We start from the raw sequence: 18,108 nt of genomic DNA, 5'->3' as shown, positions 1-18,108 counted from the left end.
AACAACTCGATAAAAGACACCAAGCGAACGAAAGAAGTTGATTCTCTGTCTAGCAGGGTATCTGTTGGGGCCTGGTGATGGCATGATCACTGCCCCATCTCTCTGACTATCGTGTGATCAGTCTTTATGCTCAGTACAGGGAATGAACCGTGTCATTTGTGTTATAACATATACCAATCTTTAACCAACTCCTTGCGCATTAGGGATGCGTGTCTATTCAGCGTGCGAAGCCGGTTGACCAACTCTACAGGGCGGTTGCGGACTATGACGTGGTTCTCACTCCGGATGCGCCGCTGGCGAGTGCGATTAATCGTCGCGTAGATGTTCCACAGTTCGGGACGTTTGCGACGACGCCACGCCGACTCGCAGCAGGCCGCCGGGAACAAGCAGAAGACCGGACTGCGTTTCTCGAAGTCATCGAGCGTACTGACCACGACTGGCAATCGATCAGTTACGCCGTCGGGAACGTGCTCCAGTGTTGGGAGCACCAGGGAACAGCGGAGTCGATACTCGAATACGACAGGTACGTCGACGGCGAGACAAGCGATGTCGTCGAGATTATGGCGGAGCTGCAATCGACGTCGCAGTCATTGACAGAGTACACTGTCGACGCGGAGTCACTCGCCGTGGTCGGGGAGCAGCAACTGACAACGTTAGAACGGAATATCCTTCCCGACGAGTACGACCGCATCGACCTCTTCACTGAGGGCACGTTCGACTACCCGCAGTTCAACATATTTGATTCGTCGGCAGACATCATCGACGCGATTCTCGACACCATCACCGCCGAGACAGCGAACAACGTCGCCGTCGTTCTGGACGCCAATAGCCGGTATTCCTCACTCATCCAAGCAGCGTTCGACGCAGCTGGAGTCCCCTACTACGGCGGGCCGGGGTTCATCGACGACCCACATCACCGCGCGTTTCTCAATCTCTGCCGTGCAGGGTTCCGCGGGGGTGAAACGACGGTCGCGGATGTCAAGCCCGTGCTCACACAGATGGGTATCGACGTCCCCATCGACCACGACAACAAGCGACTCCACGAAGCAGTAATCCCGGAAACGGCGTGGGTCCGTGAGTTCTGCCAGTCGATCACTGACCACACGTTCGCGGACGCACTCGACGCATACGAGGCACAAACCGGAGCGGACCTGACCTCGTTCGAGGCGGAACTCGCCACAGTGGGAATCGCCGAGACACCGGTCAGCGCGGATACGGTCGACGACCTTGCGTACTACCTGCAGACCTACGAGGTGTCGGTCGATCGGGAGAACGAGGGCGTGTTGCTGGCTGACGCTAAATCCGCCGGCTACGTCGACCGGCCCGTCGTGTTCCACGTCGGGCTGGACGAGGACTGGACTCACTCGCCGCCGCAACGGCCGTGGGTCGACACGGAGGCGCAGTTCCAGCGGTATCTCGACCAGTTCCAGCTCCTGATACAGAGCGGCGTCGAGCAGTACTATCTCGTTCAGGACACGCGCGGCGGCCAGCCAGTCACGCCGTGTCTGTACTTCGGCGAGTTACTCGACGACGACTATGACCAGTTCAGTGACCTCGATGCCGTCTCTCACCGCAGGCCAGTCACCAGTAGTGAGACGGGCTTCGAGAAAGCGGACATCGATGTCGAAGCCGAGACCGTCGAAGCGATCAGCCAGTCGAGTCTCAACAGTTACGTCAACAGTCCGCGGGACTACTTCTTCAGTCGGTTAGTCGACGGTCCCGATAAGGACTACTTCACTGAGGGGAACCTGTTTCACGACTTCGCCGAGTTCTACGTGAACCATCCCGAGGTAATCGACGACGACGCTATCGAGGACGTAGTCGATGTCATGGTCGAGGAAGCCCGGCCGTTGTTTTCGGGGACTGACGAGCCGTTGCGCCGTCGCACCTACCGGATCGGGATCGAGACGATCGTCGAGTACCTCGATACTCGCGGTCCGGAGTCCGAGGACTTTCTCACGCCCGCTTCGGGGTGGGGGCGCAACTTTTTCGCCGACCACTTCGACGAGCCGATCGACTCGCCACTCACCGAACGCTGGTTCGAAAATACGGCGCTCGGGATCAAAGGCAAGATCGACCTCGTCAGAGCACCCGACCACTTGCTCGACTTCAAGAGCGGCCGGAAGAAATCCCGGCGCGACGTCGTCAAACAAGCCGCCGTCGACCCGCCGAGCGACACGCCGAACTTCCAGTCTGCGCTGTATCTCAGTCACTACCGGACGGTTCGTCCCGACGAACCGATCGCGTTCACGTTCTTCCACTTCCTAGAGACGCTGGACGACGTCATCACCGGAGACGCTGACCTCGACGACACGATGACGACTGTCAGGTACTATCCGTGGACCTTCGACGAACACGTCGGGTCCCGGCAGGCGTACGACACGCTACTCGACGGATACAACGACTGCGTCGCCACGTTCGAGGACTTGGGATTCGAGGCGTACGCGGAGATCATGGGTCGACTCTCATTCCCGGACACGGCCGCGAAAGACGAACTCCGGGACTCGGAGTTCGCCACGGCATTCACGGACGCTGTCAACGCTCAGACTAGCGGCGATGTCGACGCTGAGAAAGGCTGTGATCAGGCTATCCGGGCACTCAACGGTGTGCGCAAGAAGGCGTTCTTCCAGGAGGGTCTCGACGCCGTCGAACAGTTCGTCACCGAGAGTATCGAGGAGTTGATCGCGTATCGGCGTGGCGACGACCGATTCCCCATCGCGGGAGCCGGTGACGAGCCGAACTACCGTCGCGTCGATCACCGGGACCTGCTCTTGGAGGGGGGGCAGCGATGACTGAACCGACACCCAACCCTGACCAGCAGCGACTCATCGAGAACACGGACGGCATCTACGTCGTCGACGCGGGGGCCGGGACCGGCAAGACGTTCGCCATCACGCGTCGGTACGCGGAGATAGTCGACCAACCCTCGGTCGAACCCGAAGACGTCCTGCTCGTGACGTTCACGCGGAGTGCGGCGACCGAAATGAAAGAGCGGATCGTCGACCACTCGACGTACTCCCTCCGAGAACTTGCGGACGGTTCTATCCAGACGTTTCACTCCCACTGCTTCGATATCCTGCAGGAGCACGGTTATCGGGCCCCGACCCACCTCGGGCTGGACGAGCGGATCACCGGCTCAACCCGCGTCATCGAAGACGAGCTCGTCGAGAACGAACTGTTCCGGGAGTTCATTGACCAGTTCCGCGACAGTCACCCTGAGTACGCGGACGTGTTCCGCGAGCTGTCGGACCCGCTCGAACTACTCGACGTGGTGTCGGAACTCGCGTCGAAGGGCGTCTTCCCGACGACCGACGGGTGGTACCGAGACGGGGAGGACGCGCTGGACGGTGACTTCGACGCGTTCGAATCGCTGTTCGACGACGTCAATCAGCCGCGCAACGACGGCCGCAAGCAATCCCGGCTCCGGCAGAAACTGAATGGGTACGGCCGAAACAAGACGTACCTCCCCGACGCGCCGGCCAAAGCGGAGTTGCGAGGCGACGGGAAGAAACAGGTCCCGGCGCGCGTCGCTCAACTGGTCTTCGACGAAGACCGGGCGGAGCTCAAGTCGTTCGTCCACGCCATCTACGTCGAGTACCTCGAATTCGCGTTGCGTCGCAACTACCTGACGTTCGGGTTCCTGCAACTGTTCGCGTTCGTCCTGTTGTGCGAGGACGACTCGCTCCGCGAGCGCGCGGCGTTCGACTACGTGATGGTCGACGAGTTCCAGGACACCAGCGAGATCCAGTTCAAACTCGCGCTCCTGCTCGCAGGGACCGACAACATCTGTGTCGTCGGAGACTGGAAGCAGAGCATCTACTCGTTCCAGTACGCCGACGTCGAGAACATCCTCCAATTCGAAGCACGACTCGATCGGTTCACCGACGACTTGGACGACGACCGCAAGCGCATCCAGTTCGACACTGGTGAGGTCGAGCGGATCGAGCTGACCGAGAACTACCGGTCGACACAGACCGTTCTCGACTTCTCCGAAGAAGCACTCGTTACTCCGGCGACCGGTCGAGACGACGTTGACGAGGCGGTGCTGGACGACGTCGTCTCGCTGTCGTCGAACGCGGCGTTCGACAACACCACCATCGGAGGAGTGCATCACCCCGACGAACACGAGGCCGTCCTCTCGACGATTCAGGACGTCGTCGGGAACGAGGAGTACGCTGTCGAGGACGAAGACGGGACTCGGCGGCCGCCGACGTACGGCGACGTCGCTGTCCTCACGCGGACGCGTGATTTCGGCCGGGAGCTGCTGACCGTCGCTGACGAGTACGACTTCCCGATGGCCTACGACGGCGGGATCGAACTGTTCAGAACCGACCAGGCGAAACTGCTGCTCGCCTGGCTCCGGATCCTTGACTCCGATGCCGACAGGGGATGGGCAGTCGTCCTCGAAGAAGCCGGGTACACGCTCGACGAGGTCGACCACATCCTAGACACCCGCGACTACCCCGCGAATATGACTGCGTTTCGTGACGACCTCGACGAGCGAGCCGCGGTCGGGGCCGTTGCCAGAGCGGTGTTCGACCGGTATGGATTCACCGGCGAATACGCCGACGTCATCCTACACACGATCCAGTCGGTCCACAAGTCCTCGACGCTCACTCGCGGCGACCTTATCCAGCTCATCGAGCGCGGCATCGAAAACGGCAGTACCCACGACGTGTTCACCAGCGCTGGTGTCGACTCCGTCACGGTCCAGACGATCCACTCCGCGAAAGGTCTAGAGTACCCGATCGTCGTCCTGGCGAATATGAACAGCGGAAAATTCCCGCCCAACGGCGGCGGGTCAAGCGTCGTCGAATACACCGAACCCGTCGGACTCCGCCAACGCAAGCAGTACGCCACCGTCGCAGAGCACCCGCACGTCTACGACAACTGGCGGCACGACGTCATCCGGCATTGCCTGTCCCGCGACTACGACGAGGAACGACGCCTCCTGTACGTCGCCATCACGCGAGCCGAAAATCACGTCATCTTCACCGGTGGCGAGGATCCGAACACGTTCTTCGAGGAACTCCCCTGCACCACGCGTGCTGGCGACCCGGTAGTCGAGACCGTCGATCGGAGCACAACAGCCCAAACCCAACTCCCGTTCTCCATCGTCACCCCGGACGGCCCGACAGGCCACACGCCGCACACGCTCATGGACGACGATGTGTTCACGGACGACGCTACAGAAGCCGACTCGGTCGAGTTCCGCGGCCGTGAGTTCGGGTCGCGCGTCCACGACTTCGCAGAAGCCTACGCACTCGGTGAGGACGTCGCGCCGACGACCGGCGACACCGACGACGAACGCCACGTCAAAGCGCTGCTCGACAGTCTTTCGGGGGACCTCCACGTCGAAGAGCGGGCCGTGCTCCCTCTAGACGTAAACGGTGAGCGCGTGACGATCTCGGGCGTCGTCGACCTGGTCCACGCAACCCCTGCCGAAATCGAGATCATCGACTACAAAACCGACCGGACGAGACGCGGCGAAACTGAATATCGAAAGCAACTCAGCGCGTACTATCACGTCCTCTCAGAGTGCTTCCCCGACAAGCCCGTAACCGCGAGCCTCTACTACACGGCTACCGGCGAACGAGAGTTCATCGACCCGCTCACCCGAGACCAACTACGCGATCTCGTTAGCAATATCGAATCATAAAACAGCTATCGCCGACATTTCTCAAAGACGGTCTCCGTACTTTTTCAAACGTACCCCCGATTTCTCTAGAGAATGCTGGTCAGGTAGCGGTACGCACTATCCTCTAACACATCGACGTAATCGCCATATGACGGAGCTACTGCGTCCGTGGCTAATTCAACGGAGCGAAGCGAAAACTGGTCCATCACTGTTGACTCCTCACCACCGTGCTCGCTGTGCCCTGGATACACAAGCGCGCCGCACGTTTCCAGTGCGAGGACGTATGAGGTGAGTTGATAGACGTCGCCGGATGACGCTGAACCGGTCTTCCACTTGGCGTCGATGACAGCCGCCGGTGTCCCGTCTTCATGTCTGACTAGAACGTCTGGCCGCATCGACACAGCGTGCGGTCCGTCGACAATATTCTGAATGGACGCCTGTCCCTCGACTGTGAGTCCGCCGATCTGTTTCGCAGCGGCTCGGAACGCCCGTTCAACGAGCCGTTCGAAAATATCGTTCATGTTCACGAACAGCGCGAGTGAGCGGTTCGTCCCTGCGCTGATATCCTCGAAGAACTCTCGAGCTAGAACTGTTCTCGTCAAATCTAACAAGAGATCGTAATGCTCGTTCAACCGCGACAGCTCGATCCGCTCGACAGCATCAACAGACACCGGTTCGATCGTCGTGAACTGTCTGAGTCGCTGCTCTTCGTGCTGGAGTCGACTCGCTAATTCACTATCACGGACCAGCCCGGTCAACACGCGGACCGCGGCAAGCACGGCGCGGTTCAACACCGTATCTGTGGTAAACTCGTCGTACTCGACCGCGAAATCAGTCGGCGTCGGACCCGCTCGTTGCAATTGCCGCTGCACGTCAATGCGACCGCGAACATGCTCTTGGACGGCTTGCGTGCGAACGTAATCCCGGTGCAGGCCTTGGTCAAGAACCGTTTTGAGCTCCGTCAGGAACAACACGCCAATCGCGTCAAAAAACGAGGAGGCACCGGTGAACCCCGTTTCTTTCCCCATCGAATCAATCGGCGTGTCAAACGCGTACTGCAGCGCCCACAGCAACCGCGTCACAGACTGCTTGGGCGTCACCTCGATCTGCGTACCACTCGGCAACGTCATCACGCCGACGTACGACCCACTACTCACAATCACCTGCCCATCATTCGTATACGATACGTCGAGCGGCGCGGACTCATGGACCTCGTCGAGACGGTCAAGGAACTGAGCGTCATCCGTACTGATCTCGAACGGCTCCGACTCGTCGTGTTCCGCCAGCACCAGCGGATTCGAGGGCGGCACCGTTTCACCCGGCCCGTTAGTCTGCACTGGTGAGCCGACGAGGCCGACTTGAGAGAGGTCAGCCATGCTGGAACTCATCCGCTTGCCGTGCAAACGAGCGGACCCCCTCGACTAAGGTATCCATTTCCGCTTCGGAGAGGTCGGCAATCTGGATGTTTGACGCGACAAACTCTCGCTCGTCATCGTCCGGGTCAGGCTCCCACTCATGAGAGTACGCGGCAACCTCATCGAACGCGCCCGCTGCATCGTTGATGAACTCACCAGTTAACGCGTTCTCATCACGAGCGGCGAGCCAATCCAGCTTGAACTTCACTGTCCCGTCTTGGTCGATCTGAAGGAGCCCGACGCCCGGATCGATGAGATCCGTCTTCAACTGTGCCGTCGCATTATGCTCCCCACGGCCCGTATCAAGCCGCCCGATGTCCTCGCCAACCGCAAGCAACCGTTCCACCCGAGACTGCGCTTTCTCATCTAGCGTCGAAGTAGTTCGCTCACGGAACGCCGCGACCGTTTTCTCACCTTCCTCCCACGCGTCCACAGACTGCGATGCGCCCGTACCATCAGTCATCGCTTTTACTGGCGCTGCAGCGAGAGGCACCGGGTCCTCGATGCCTGCAAGCTGGCAGAGTGCTGCATAGAGGTCTGCAGCGTCAAACGACTGAATCTGTTCAGCTTCCCACCGAATGAGTCGCTCACCGGTCTCAGTCAACAAGTCGTCTCGGAGGCGATCGAACTGCCCGAAATAATACTCTTCCAGTTGTGGCAGGATATCGTACCGCCACGCATCCACCACGTCAGTCGGGGACTCGTGACCAAGGAGATACGTGTGTCCGAGTTGCTTGCCTTTCCCGAGTTCCGGCGCGTTCAAAATCCGTTCGTTCAGCGTTTCAACCGCTAGCACGCTCGCACCGACCAGCTGCTCCCGACGCGACACCTGCTCGTTCGGCTGCGTAACTGCCGTGTAGGCATCCGCAGCGACCATGTCACCAGCCCCCCACACCACATCGAGATTCGGTGGGTAGTCTACGAACCGGAACCGGCGGCGAAGCGCCGTATCCACCAGCGCAATCGACTGATCCGCCGTGTTCATCGTCCCGATCACGTACAAATTCGGTGGGAGGGTAAACGTCTCACCCGAGTGCGCCAGTTCCACGTTGAACGTCCCGCGCTTATCCGCCTCCAGCAACGTGATGACCTCACCGAAGATCTGTGCCAGATTCCCGCGGTTGATCTCATCGATGATCAAAACGTACCGGTCCGGTTTCGTGTTGGCTTCGGCTGCCCGGTCGTACGCAGCCATCGCCGCAGTTTGCATGCGCTTCAGCGCCCCGTCTTGCACCTCGTACGCCACCTGTCCTTCGTCATTGGTCTTCGCGCTCAATCCTTCGATGAAGTCCTCGTACGTGAACGAGGGGTGGAACGTCACCGTCGCAACCCGATCAGACACCGGGTCACCGCCATCCTGCTGCCCCACCCACCATTTGGCGAATCGCTCCGCAGTGTAGGTCTTCCCCGTCCCCGGCGGCCCGTAGAACACGACTTGCTTCTTCTTCAGTAATTGCCGTTCAATTTCGTCCGCGTGGTCAGGCGCATCTGGAATCTCTTCCCCCGGCCCATCGGATCCAAGAGACTGGATCAGATTCCATGCCTCACCAGTATCCAACAGGAACTCCGCGGCCGCTAACGACAACTGTGACAGGTACGCTTGCTTCAGATTCCCGTTCGAATCGATCGGGTAGTACTTCTGATGCCAGTCCGGCGTATCCAGAACTTGCTTCAATTCCGTATCGACGGGCACTGACTCAGAGAACCACTCGAAATCAACCGGGACACGATGATACACATCATCTCTGAACTCGTACTGAGTTGGAGTCCCCGTCACCGTTGACAACCCGATCAACTCGTCGTTAAAATTATGGAATACAACGTCACCGTCGGCCAATTTTTCGAGCTCGTGGTGCCACACATCGTCCACCTTCGCCCGTAGATACTCGTCTTCGATTTCGGACTGATTCGACTGATTCACCCAAAAATACGACCGGTCACCCTCCAGAGTCACGCTATCCCGTTCTTTCGCTCGGTTGTTCGCCCACACGAAAAAGTAATCCAAGTCACGGAAGTTCGCCTCAAACCCGTACTCGTCTCGAATCGACCGATACGTCGCTGCCGTTTCCGGGAGCTCAGCAACTTCATTCGACACATCCTCATCGAAATATTCGGCCAGCCCGTTCCGCGACATCGTATTTACGACCGGGTAGTACTCCGGGTGCAGATACGACAGGATCGGCGACAGCTTCCCGCACTTCACGTTCGGGAGCTCAAGCTCGGCCAACTCTCGAACCGCGTCATCCCACGCCTCCCGCTCCTCAGCCGTCACAAGCGTTTTGAAACACGCCGTCACCGCATCTGTGTTCTCAGCCGGGATTTCAACCGGGAACAACAACCCACCGACGGTCCCAACATCCTCACCAAGCCGTTCTTTCAAATCACGTTTCAAATCCGCCGGAATCTCTAGTTCGTCAATCTCACCACGCTTGCTCGAAACCGGATACGTGCTGTTATTCATACATAACCGATACAACGCCGTCACCTCCTGCTGACCAAGTTCACCCGCCTCAAGTAGAGCCACCGCAAGATCCTGCACAATCCCGGCAGTCTTCTCAACCGACTGTCGCTGTTTCTCCCACTCCCGGTCCGAAAGATATGCCGCTACTAATTCGTCGCCTGGCGAATCTACCATCGTACCATTATACACTCATATATTCGCGGATAAAACTACTCATGGAAACTTGACACACACCCATTTATTGGAATAATGAGTGTCCTTGGCGACGAGGGCTCGTGCGGCAACCGAACCTGGTTTCCGCATCAGGTGACCCTTGCCGAATTCGTTGTAGTTGCAGTGCGTCTTACCGGACCGTCACAGACACGAGCGGGGATGAAGGAACGACATCGAACTGACCGAGGAGGTCATGGACCTCATCCATGACGTCGCTCTCGGTTCCGTGTTCAGGGTGACTCACAATGTCATTGCTTGAGCAGAACGTCACCTCGAAGGGATCGAACTCTGACGTTGGAATCGGCGTCGAACCCTCAACACACTCTGGCGCGCTATTCTCAGCCAACACCTCAGCATCCGCGACCGCCTCCGACGGATTATCCCGGATGTATTCAAGGACATCACGGACTGCGTCGTCAAACTGTTCCGAGTACTCGTCGAAACAGTTGAGAGGGCCGTGGTGAATCGCCAGACGTAGCTTGATTTCACGGTGTCACGGCTCGCTTGATGTTGTGAACGACACATTTCAGGACGATTTCGCGGAACTCCCGAAACCACGCTCGCGCACGCACGGCGTCGCCGAGCGTGCGCTTGATCGTCGAGAAGACGGTTTCACACGTCGATCGTTGGCGGTAGCGAGGCCCATCGATCCGCGCGTTGTGCGCGTGATCGATGGGCCGAAACTCGCGGTGTTTGATCAGTGGTCTCACGCCCTCCTCTCGGAGTTTCTCGCGTAATTCCATCCAGTCGTAGCCTTTGTCTGCAGCGAGGCTGGCCAAGTCGCCCGCGTTGCGGCGGGCGACCTGCCAGCCGAGCTGTGTGTCGTGGCGTTTCTCGGTCGTACAGTGAACGTCCAGAATCGCGTGGCTTTCTGTGTCGACGAGCGCAGTGGTTTTGAGCGTCTGGACGCGGTAATTCGTCCGGCGGCAGTAGTGTTTGCTGGCGGTTTCGCGGTCGAAGAACGTCGCGTCGATCGCGGCGTGACCGCTCGGGTCGTGCAGCTGCGCCGAGAGGCGCAGCAGCACTCGCCAGAGTGCTGTCTTGATCCTATCAAACCACTTGACCAGCGTCGAGTGATCGGGGAGATCGGTCGCGTCGAGGCCGATCTCTCCGAGTATTTGTGGCATTTCGCTCAGCAGATCGAGTGTTTCCCGGTACGACTTCTCTAGGTAAACCCGCAGACAGTGCAGCGACAGCACCGCGTACTCGGCGAAGCCGCCACCCCCTTCGGGGGCGGCGACTTCGCCTCGCCCACCAACAGCGTTTTTAGCTAACTGAACCGCTTTGTTCGTGAAGCGGGAGATCTTCGACATAGGCATCGGCGATTTCCCGCTTCACTTTCCTCGTTCTGACGGTCGAAGCCAACGCCGTACAGCGATTCACCAGAGCCAATTCGATGTACCGTCAGAGATCCGTGAGGCACTCCTCTGGCTGATTGACCACGGTGATGACCGCGTTGCGCAGTGGGCTGTTAAAGCGCTGGGAAATGCCGGTGGGGGAAGTGCGATAGACAAGTTAGCTGAGATATCCAAAAGTCCAGATTACTCTACTACTATTCGTCGTGAAGCTGGTGGGATACTGAATAACAACAATTAGCAGGTATAGATTCTAGATGTTTGCCAAAATCTCCCAGTGTGGTCGGTCAGGGATTTAGTCGGCATCCGAGGTGTTCCAACCGCCCCCGAGAACGTCTCCAAAGACCTGTCGAGTTTCGGGTGGTTCGGTCGGAAGCCGAAGATCGCGCGGGTCATCCTCGATGGCCTGCATCAGCTCACCAGCGGTCAGTTGCTTCCCCTCACTCAGGGCTTCACCAGTCTCCTCGGCGCGGAGGATGTTCGCTACCGTCCAGATGTTGAACAGGTGCGCCGCGAAGTTGAAATAGAACGCCCGAAGTGCCGGGTTTCGAGACCCACACTTGGCGAGGAACTCCTCCTTGATCACGCGGAAGTCCGTCTCGATGCCCCACCGACGACGGTACGCCTCTCCCAATTCCTCTGGCGGCACCTCTTCGGGATGCAGGTTTGTGTAGAAGTACGTGTAGTCGTCCATCGGCTCATCAGCGTCTGACTTCCGCAGTTTCACCGTCTTGTCCGACTTCAGCCCCACCGCGTAGTAGCTGTCATCGTCAAGAGAGCCCACGCCGTAGGGGTAGTACGATGACCGCAGATCGGCGCGCGCCATCCCATTCAGGAAGTGCTTGACCGTCTTCCCCGACTTGCGGCCCTGCATCACCAGTTTCAGGCCCTGCTCGGTGATGGTCGAAATCGTGTCCGAGTTGTAGAACTCCGTTCCCGCGTCAAGGTAGACGCGGCCGATATTCAGGTGTTGCCTGCTCAGACGGAGCATCCGACGGATGTACTCTGGCGTCTTGCTCTTGTCTTTGACCGGAAGCACGACCAGAATCAGCGGCGTGTCGGTCCCGACGACAGCGAGCGTGATGTACTTCCACGCCCACGAATAGTTCCGCCCCGGCTTCGTCCCGCGAATGAACTCGTTGCTTTCGTTGTCGCCGTAGAACGGCCAGTCCGTGATGTCGATAGCTACCTCCGCGCTGTCGGGGAAGTAGTCGTGCCGGGCGGCGATCTCGAAGAGTTCCTCGTTCGCCTCACGGAACATCCGCAAGACGGACTCTCGGGAAGACTTCCTCAGGTGGTGCGTGAGGTTCTGCCCCGTCGGAATGTCGCCGTCGTCGTAGAACGGTTTGTACTTGAGGTTCTTCGCGGCGTCGTTGACGAAGCCGTTGCCGTTCGCGGCGGCGATGAGCACCCGGAGTGACGCGTCCTTCGTCACCTCGGTACTGCTGTCGCGCTTCAGTCGGAGGTACTTGAACGTCTTCGAGCGGAGCTCCCGAGCGATCACCTGGACCGGCGGGAACCCTTCGCCGTCAGTAACTATCGTGTCCGGCGTCGGGTCTCGAAACCAGTGTTCGAGCTTCGTGTCCTGCAACTGCCGAACCAGCGTTTCAGTCTCGCTCGCGTAGTAATGCCGGGTCTCGTCGTCCATCCGTCCCGGCATCCGGTTCAACGTCGGCTGACTTACCGAATTCTCGATGCCTAACGCTTCCTGGATGTCAGGGTCCTTGATTGCACGAGCGACGCCCGACTGGTTGAGCGCCGAGAGGTCGAAGAATAGATACAGCCGCGTTGCGTCCTCTCCGTCCAGATTCTCCGTGAGGTCCTCGTTTTTCCCTTTCGACCAGTAGTAGTGCCGAAGCTGGACCTTCCCGAGGGCCTTTGCGAGTCGATGCTCGGGCGTCTCCTGGTCGTCGTACCGGTCTCGTTGCACGGACCAACGGTAGACGCGATAGGCCTCTGATTTGATGGCTTCCCACAGCGGCGGCGTGATATTCTTGGCCGGATTTCGTGTCAGGAGTGCCGTGTACGCCCAAGGATCCGTCCGTGGGTCGTCTGGCAGTTTGTTCTCGGCTTCTCTGTACCGGCTTGAAATCTCTCCCTTCCTCTCCCACCGCTCGTGGATCTCTCCCTTCGACTCGGGATCGCGGTCAGCGTCCTCGTCTTTCTCCTTTGCCATCCTGCTGAACCTCTCGTCTACTCCTGTTCAACCGTCCAGGCCAGAGAATTACCGACCTTCTTCTTCGATACCTTCCCATTCTCTTCAAGACGCCGAAGACGGTAGTCCGCCCCCTGTCGGGCAATTCCAAGTTCATCTGCTACTTCTTTCGTGCCCGCAGGCTCGTGCTCTGCAACAGCACGAATAAACTCCTCATCGGAGTGTTCGGGCTTGTATCGCCCGTGCTCGTTCCGCTCCTTGTCTTCCATACTCCCCCTTCCACGCCACGGCACTTGTTCGTTTTGACGTGTAGCAAAAGGCTTATCACCTATTGCTATGTAGAAAAAGGTGAGGAAGCCCGGCCCCTCGGGGTGTGACCGTCGCAGTAAACGCCCGCGTGCTTGGAACACGCGGGCCGGGTTCCCCAAGGCGATTGAAGAACCCATGTCAATGAAGACATCCGCCGGACTTCAGGATTCCGGCACGGAAGCCGAATCGGACGCTAATAACACCGAATCCGACCTTGCTCTTGCGGAGCTGATCGAGCAACACAAAGACACTGACTGGAGTGCCGTTCCGGGCATCAGCGCCGCGGAAGCCGGTGCGTGGACCGCTCGGCTGATAGAAGCGCGGGAAACCGTGCAGGAGGGTCTGTGATGCAGCGTCGTCAGTTCCTCGCCGCGGCCGCCGCCCTCGCCGCTCTTCCACAGGCCGTGACTGCTGACACGGGTCGCGCCGAGGAGATCGTGGAAGATAGGAGTGTCACCGACGATGGGACGTACTCCATCACGGACTGTGGCTCTGTTCCAGGCGGGCTGAACAACGTCCACGTCACGGCAGACATGAACGACGGCCCGCTCAACGTCGAAGGCGTCCACGAGGAGAACGGCTGGAGTGGCGTTGACCTCCGATGGTCATCCGGTCCTATCGAGGTCGGCACCGGCCTCGAACCCGACGACGCCCGCGATCTCGCTGCCCGGCTGGTGGTCGCCGCCGATGCAGCGGAGGGGAAGTACGATGACTGACGAGGAGAAGGACGACGAGGAATCCGAGCTGGAGATGAACGAGCGTCAGCGCCAGGTGCTCGAATGTGGCGGGGACATCGAGGTCAGCGAGGACACTGAGGAACTGGTGGCTGACGCCCCCGATGAGACTGATGAGGATGGTGATGCCGATGACTGACGTTGTCCGTGTGACGGCCCGCATCGTCCGCACCGACGACGGCGAGAACTACACGGAGTATCGCGTCGGCGGCGTTTCGTACCCCTCGGCTGAGGCGGTCGAAGCGGCGCTTGAAGCACGCTAACCCCCACAAAATCATGATTGAAGACATCGAGAAGGACGTTTTCGTACGAATCCAGACCGACCTGCTGGTGGTCGGAGACAGCATCATGACCGACCGGCATCACGCCAGCAACGGGAACTACGAGGATGACGATCCGCAGAATCAGATCGGCGGCATCATCCCTGCATTCCCGCTCTCGGGCTGGCTTCGCCACGGGATGGAAGAAGTCGTCCACGAGTACGACGGCACCGCCTGCCACCCCGGCGAGGCCAACGCGAACTTCATGAAGGAGGACACCTACGAGCGCGACCTCAATGACGGCTACCACGAGAAGGGTGCGTGCACCGACGACCCGAAAGAAGACGACGGTTGCGTGGTCTTCGACCTCTTCGGCGGCTTCGGTGGCGTCCCCGGGAAGGTGATGCGCCGGCCGATCAAGTTCAACCCTGTCCGCTCCAGCGTGGACTACACACGTGGGCAGGCTGAGGGCCACTACCGCCGGCTGAACCGGAACGTCGTCTCCCGGAACGAGGAAGACAACCGGGAGCCACTTCGGAACGCCGAGGTAGACGCTGTGGCGAATCTGGACGGTTGCTGGCACCTCTCCTTCCGAGAGGTGAAACCCGAATTCGTCGGCCTTCTGGCCGAGGGCATCGACTTCCTCGATGCTCACAAGACCGACTTCATGCACCAGCTCGGTGGTGCTCGGAACTTCGGCGCGGGGATCGTCGATTGCCACCTCATCAACCCGCTCTACAACGAGCGCGAGCTGAAGCGCGTCTTCGACCGCGGAAAGGGCAACACGAACAAGATGGACGAAAAGGACGACCAGTGGACCGAGGAGTACCGCCCGGCGTTCGTGGAGGCGCTGGGAGAGCGCGTCGAGGAGGGGCCGTAGATGGCCGAGAACGCCAGCCTCATCGACTTCCAAGGCGACGGCGGCCAGGACGTGATGGTCGCCGCGTACCGCCACGACGCCCACAAGATGAACGGCCAGCCGCACGACTACGCTCCGGAGACGTTCGCGGGCGTCCCGGTGAACCAGACGGTTCCCCACGGTGCGGACGGCGATGCGTCGGCGCTCAGCCGGCCCCACGGCCAGCCTGAGCAGACGATGGAGAACCACGAGACGCTCTACCGACTGTCGCTCATCGAGGGCGAGAGTCGGTACAACCCGGAGGAGTTCACGCGCAACGGCGTAGAGAGCGCCGTGAGGTCGCTCCTGACCGAAGACGACCCGGCGGCCATGCATCGGGCGTGGCTGGAGAGCGACGTCGTCTCGGCGTTCAACGAGAGCGTCTACTACCCGTACACGAGCCTGAAGTACCACACCCTGCTCGTGGCGGCCCTACTCGACAACTACCGCGACGGCCACGAGTTCGCCGATCTTCTCCTGGTCGTGGACCGCGCCGGGGAGGTCGTGCCCCACCGGACGGTCTACGCAGGCGATGACTTCGCGCTCCGCATCGACGAGAGCGCAGGCGGGCGACCGTCGTCTCGTCTCGGGAGTCGGCCGTGGCGGTCGTGGGCTTCGACGTGGAACCGGCTGACAGCGCACCCGCTCGATGCCGCTCACGACAAGTACGACATGGTGCTGGACGCGAACCTCCGCCGGATCGGCGCGTGGTCCACCGCGCTCCAGTACATCGAGGACTTCCGGGAGGCGTTCGACCGATGACGCGCATCCAGCAAGTCCAGTGGGAGCTGGAAATGGACTACATCGGTCACCCGTACTACGTCTCCGGGAACGCCATCATGCACGCGCTCGGTCAGCAACTCCCGCATGATGTCCACCGCCACCTGAACGCGAGTCACGGCGTCTTCGTACCCGGCCAGTTCGGGACGTTCCCCGAGGAACACTCGCAGAGCGGCATCCGGCCGTACCTCGGGAGCGGCCTCCCGGACGTGGAGAGCTACGACGACCTGTTCCTGATGCGGCAGGCGTCGCACTCGTGGCTTCTCGAATCCCGGCCGCGAGACGCGCTGAACACGCACGGCATCCGCGTGCAGAGCGGCCACCCGGCACTTTCCCATGAGACCATCATGGGGAAGCCCGACGGCGCACGGAAGCAACAGCAGATGACGAAGTGGTACATCAACGCGTACCTCCACGCCGACCGCGACGACGTCCTCCCGCTCGATGAGAGCGCCCTGGACGGCCTCCAGTTCGGCGGGAAGCGCAACTACGGCTACGGCATCACGGGGCTGAAAGACACGCAGGTCGTAGACCTGGAGGCCCTGGACTACTCCCGTCTCGAAGACGGCGAGGCGTTCATCCTCGAACTCGTGACGCCGTTCGTGCTGGAGTCGGAGTACCCGAACGCTCACGACCAGGACGTGCCGTGGTGGTGGAAGGAGGACCGCCGCGATCTCCGTGAACGCGAGGAGAAGGTGCTGGAGCAACGCGAGGTGTACAAGCTCCAGACGGTGGACCACGGGCAGGTGGTCGCCTACGAGGGCGACCGTCCGGTGGAGACCGCGAAGAGCGGCCTCCTCCGGGTCGGCAGTCACTCGAAGTACGGCTTCGGAGAGCTTCGAGTGAAGCCCGTCGAACCCCGCTCGAACCAGTGTCAAAAATCAGAGGAAAGACGAAGGTCACCGGGTGAGATAACTCATGTGTGACGGGAGAATCGGCACGAAAAAATCACGCCGCAGACTGAATAAAGAAATCGTATTTGCAACAACTGGTAAACGAATGGGAATAGGGGCGGAAGACATGAACGGGGGGACGGGGGGTGTCTCGAACTTCCCGCCCCCGTGTGGACCTTTTTGTTCAGCATAGGTGAGGTCAGGCGGAGGAGTGAGTAGCGGCAGTCGTGCGATAACAGTACAGGAAAGCCGGGTAAAAGCGCTGTTGGTGCGTTTTTGCTGTGTTGTTGTTGCTGTAGTGTTGCTGTGCTGTATTGTTACTTTTATTGCTTCTACCAAAAGATTCTTTTATTACTTACTAGGCTGTTTCTAGAACTAGAAGAAAGAAGAAGAAAGAAACAGCATCAGCACCGCTCTTCATCTTGATCAAGCGCTTCAGCGGTTCCTTGTGGAGGTCCTTTGCTTACTGCTCTTGTTCTCTCGTTCGAATGAGAGCTAGCAACGCAGAACCCTCAACAGGGGCGGGAAGTTCGAGACACCCCCCGTCCCCCCGTGGGATGAATCACAGCTGATGGTTGAGATCTCGATGGTAGTCTTCTCTCGTCGTACTTTCCGTGCTGGCCCCGATTGCCACGTCTCCTATGAGCAGTCACAGTCAGTGTTCTTGGCCCGATGCTGGAGTCGAATTCCAATGTGGAACCACCAATGGGGGCGGGAAGTTCGAGACACCCCCCGTCCCCCCGTGCTACGAAATATTTGCTGATAATCCAGGATTCATGAACTTATTCCGTCTAAATCGAAGTGTTCGTGGTTAGATCAGCATAGAATACAGCCACATACATTAATAGACCCCATGTCCGGAAAACATTACAATCAAAAATACTGTCTAAAGTAGATAGGATTCTCCCTTCAACGAGCATCAACAGGCAACTAGATTTTATCGGGAAGTACGCTAATACAACGTTCAGCGACTCTATCCTGCCCGGACTTAGTCACT

The 18,108-nt window shown here is 59.4% G+C and carries 15 protein-coding genes; 10 read left to right on the top strand and 5 right to left on the bottom strand.

The window, feature by feature from the left end:
- Positions 1–209: 209 nt before the first annotated feature.
- Both HZS54_RS15975 and HZS54_RS15970 read left to right on the top strand, forming a co-directional pair.
- On the top strand, positions 210–2,792 hold the full coding sequence (locus HZS54_RS15975; protein ID WP_179918089.1) for a PD-(D/E)XK nuclease family protein: 2,583 nt from the start codon (positions 210–212) through the stop codon (positions 2,790–2,792).
- Positions 2,789–5,659 carry a UvrD-helicase domain-containing protein gene (locus HZS54_RS15970; RefSeq protein WP_179918088.1) on the top strand — a complete coding sequence of 957 codons (2,871 nt, stop codon included), beginning with the start codon at positions 2,789–2,791 and terminating at the stop codon, positions 5,657–5,659. Before HZS54_RS15975 ends, HZS54_RS15970 begins: the two co-directional genes overlap by 4 nt.
- A gap of 65 nt (positions 5,660–5,724) precedes the next feature.
- Here the strand turns inward: HZS54_RS15970 and HZS54_RS15965 are convergent, their stop codons facing one another.
- The 3 genes from HZS54_RS15965 to HZS54_RS15955 form a co-directional block, all read right to left on the bottom strand.
- Positions 5,725–7,014: an McrC family protein gene (locus tag HZS54_RS15965; RefSeq protein WP_179918087.1), complete on the bottom strand. Its 1,290-nt coding sequence runs from the start codon at positions 7,012–7,014 to the stop codon at positions 5,725–5,727.
- Complete coding sequence (locus tag HZS54_RS15960; RefSeq protein ID WP_179918086.1) at positions 7,007–9,688, bottom strand: McrB family protein; 2,682 nt, start codon at positions 9,686–9,688, stop codon at positions 7,007–7,009. The genes HZS54_RS15965 and HZS54_RS15960 overlap by 8 nt, the downstream gene beginning before the upstream one ends.
- 524 nt (positions 9,689–10,212) lie before the next feature.
- Entirely contained in the window at positions 10,213–11,040 is an 828-nt protein-coding gene (locus tag HZS54_RS15955) for an IS5 family transposase (protein ID WP_179918055.1), read from the bottom strand.
- Here HZS54_RS15955 and HZS54_RS15950 point away from each other — a divergent pair.
- Positions 11,018–11,323, top strand: a complete 306-nt coding sequence (locus HZS54_RS15950) for a HEAT repeat domain-containing protein (RefSeq protein WP_179918085.1) — start codon at positions 11,018–11,020, stop codon at positions 11,321–11,323. The two genes, HZS54_RS15955 and HZS54_RS15950, sit on opposite strands and share 23 nt — an antisense overlap.
- A 54-nt stretch (positions 11,324–11,377) precedes the next feature.
- On the opposite strand, the gene HZS54_RS26325 is transcribed toward HZS54_RS15950, so the two are convergent.
- Positions 11,378–13,258 carry a transposase gene (locus tag HZS54_RS26325; protein WP_179918084.1) on the bottom strand — a complete coding sequence of 627 codons (1,881 nt, stop codon included), beginning with the start codon at positions 13,256–13,258 and terminating at the stop codon, positions 11,378–11,380.
- 17 nt (positions 13,259–13,275) lie between these two features.
- Positions 13,276–13,506 (bottom strand): FaeA/PapI family transcriptional regulator, encoded by a 231-nt coding sequence (locus tag HZS54_RS15940; protein WP_179918083.1) that lies wholly within the window; start codon positions 13,504–13,506, stop codon positions 13,276–13,278.
- A gap of 181 nt (positions 13,507–13,687) precedes the next feature.
- Between HZS54_RS15940 and HZS54_RS15935 the strand changes: the two genes are divergently transcribed.
- From HZS54_RS15935 to HZS54_RS15905, 7 genes are read left to right on the top strand one after another with little or no spacing between them, the layout of a single operon-like run.
- Positions 13,688–13,894, top strand: a complete 207-nt coding sequence (locus HZS54_RS15935; RefSeq protein ID WP_246391670.1) for a hypothetical protein — start codon at positions 13,688–13,690, stop codon at positions 13,892–13,894.
- Entirely contained in the window at positions 13,894–14,262 is a 369-nt protein-coding gene (locus HZS54_RS15930) for a hypothetical protein (protein WP_179918081.1), read from the top strand. Before HZS54_RS15935 ends, HZS54_RS15930 begins: the two co-directional genes overlap by 1 nt.
- Positions 14,255–14,419 carry a hypothetical protein gene (locus HZS54_RS15925; RefSeq protein WP_179918080.1) on the top strand — a complete coding sequence of 55 codons (165 nt, stop codon included), beginning with the start codon at positions 14,255–14,257 and terminating at the stop codon, positions 14,417–14,419. Before HZS54_RS15930 ends, HZS54_RS15925 begins: the two co-directional genes overlap by 8 nt.
- Positions 14,406–14,543 carry a hypothetical protein gene (locus tag HZS54_RS15920; RefSeq protein WP_179918079.1) on the top strand — a complete coding sequence of 46 codons (138 nt, stop codon included), beginning with the start codon at positions 14,406–14,408 and terminating at the stop codon, positions 14,541–14,543. The genes HZS54_RS15925 and HZS54_RS15920 overlap by 14 nt, the downstream gene beginning before the upstream one ends.
- 13 nt (positions 14,544–14,556) lie before the next feature.
- Positions 14,557–15,420 (top strand): hypothetical protein, encoded by an 864-nt coding sequence (locus HZS54_RS15915; protein WP_179918078.1) that lies wholly within the window; start codon positions 14,557–14,559, stop codon positions 15,418–15,420.
- Positions 15,421–16,200, top strand: a complete 780-nt coding sequence (locus HZS54_RS15910) for a DUF8168 family protein (RefSeq protein WP_179918077.1) — start codon at positions 15,421–15,423, stop codon at positions 16,198–16,200.
- Positions 16,197–17,144, top strand: a complete 948-nt coding sequence (locus HZS54_RS15905) for a hypothetical protein (protein WP_179918076.1) — start codon at positions 16,197–16,199, stop codon at positions 17,142–17,144. Before HZS54_RS15910 ends, HZS54_RS15905 begins: the two co-directional genes overlap by 4 nt.
- Positions 17,145–18,108 lie beyond the last annotated feature (964 nt).

It is taken from the genome of Halosimplex pelagicum, from assembly GCF_013415905.1.
Lineage (GTDB): Archaea > Halobacteriota > Halobacteria > Halobacteriales > Haloarculaceae > Halosimplex > Halosimplex pelagicum.
This window is presented reverse-complemented; position numbering and strand designations above follow the sequence as displayed.

What these genes read in the sequence shown, in the direction of transcription:
- HZS54_RS15970 (WP_179918088.1), top strand. Translation starts at nt 2,789, where the DNA reads ATGACTGAACCGACACCCAACCCTGACCAGCAGCGACTCATCGAGAAC.
- HZS54_RS15965 (WP_179918087.1), bottom strand. Translation starts at nt 7,014, where the DNA reads ATGGCTGACCTCTCTCAAGTCGGCCTCGTCGGCTCACCAGTGCAGACT.
- HZS54_RS15960 (WP_179918086.1), bottom strand. Translation starts at nt 9,688, where the DNA reads ATGGTAGATTCGCCAGGCGACGAATTAGTAGCGGCATATCTTTCGGAC.
- HZS54_RS15955 (WP_179918055.1), bottom strand. Translation starts at nt 11,040, where the DNA reads ATGTCGAAGATCTCCCGCTTCACGAACAAAGCGGTTCAGTTAGCTAAA.
- HZS54_RS26325 (WP_179918084.1), bottom strand. Translation starts at nt 13,258, where the DNA reads ATGGCAAAGGAGAAAGACGAGGACGCTGACCGCGATCCCGAGTCGAAG.
- HZS54_RS15940 (WP_179918083.1), bottom strand. Translation starts at nt 13,506, where the DNA reads ATGGAAGACAAGGAGCGGAACGAGCACGGGCGATACAAGCCCGAACAC.
- HZS54_RS15935 (WP_246391670.1), top strand. Translation starts at nt 13,688, where the DNA reads ATGAAGACATCCGCCGGACTTCAGGATTCCGGCACGGAAGCCGAATCG.
- HZS54_RS15930 (WP_179918081.1), top strand. Translation starts at nt 13,894, where the DNA reads ATGCAGCGTCGTCAGTTCCTCGCCGCGGCCGCCGCCCTCGCCGCTCTT.
- HZS54_RS15925 (WP_179918080.1), top strand. Translation starts at nt 14,255, where the DNA reads ATGACTGACGAGGAGAAGGACGACGAGGAATCCGAGCTGGAGATGAAC.
- HZS54_RS15920 (WP_179918079.1), top strand. Translation starts at nt 14,406, where the DNA reads ATGCCGATGACTGACGTTGTCCGTGTGACGGCCCGCATCGTCCGCACC.
- HZS54_RS15915 (WP_179918078.1), top strand. Translation starts at nt 14,557, where the DNA reads ATGATTGAAGACATCGAGAAGGACGTTTTCGTACGAATCCAGACCGAC.
- HZS54_RS15910 (WP_179918077.1), top strand. Translation starts at nt 15,421, where the DNA reads ATGGCCGAGAACGCCAGCCTCATCGACTTCCAAGGCGACGGCGGCCAG.
- HZS54_RS15905 (WP_179918076.1), top strand. Translation starts at nt 16,197, where the DNA reads ATGACGCGCATCCAGCAAGTCCAGTGGGAGCTGGAAATGGACTACATC.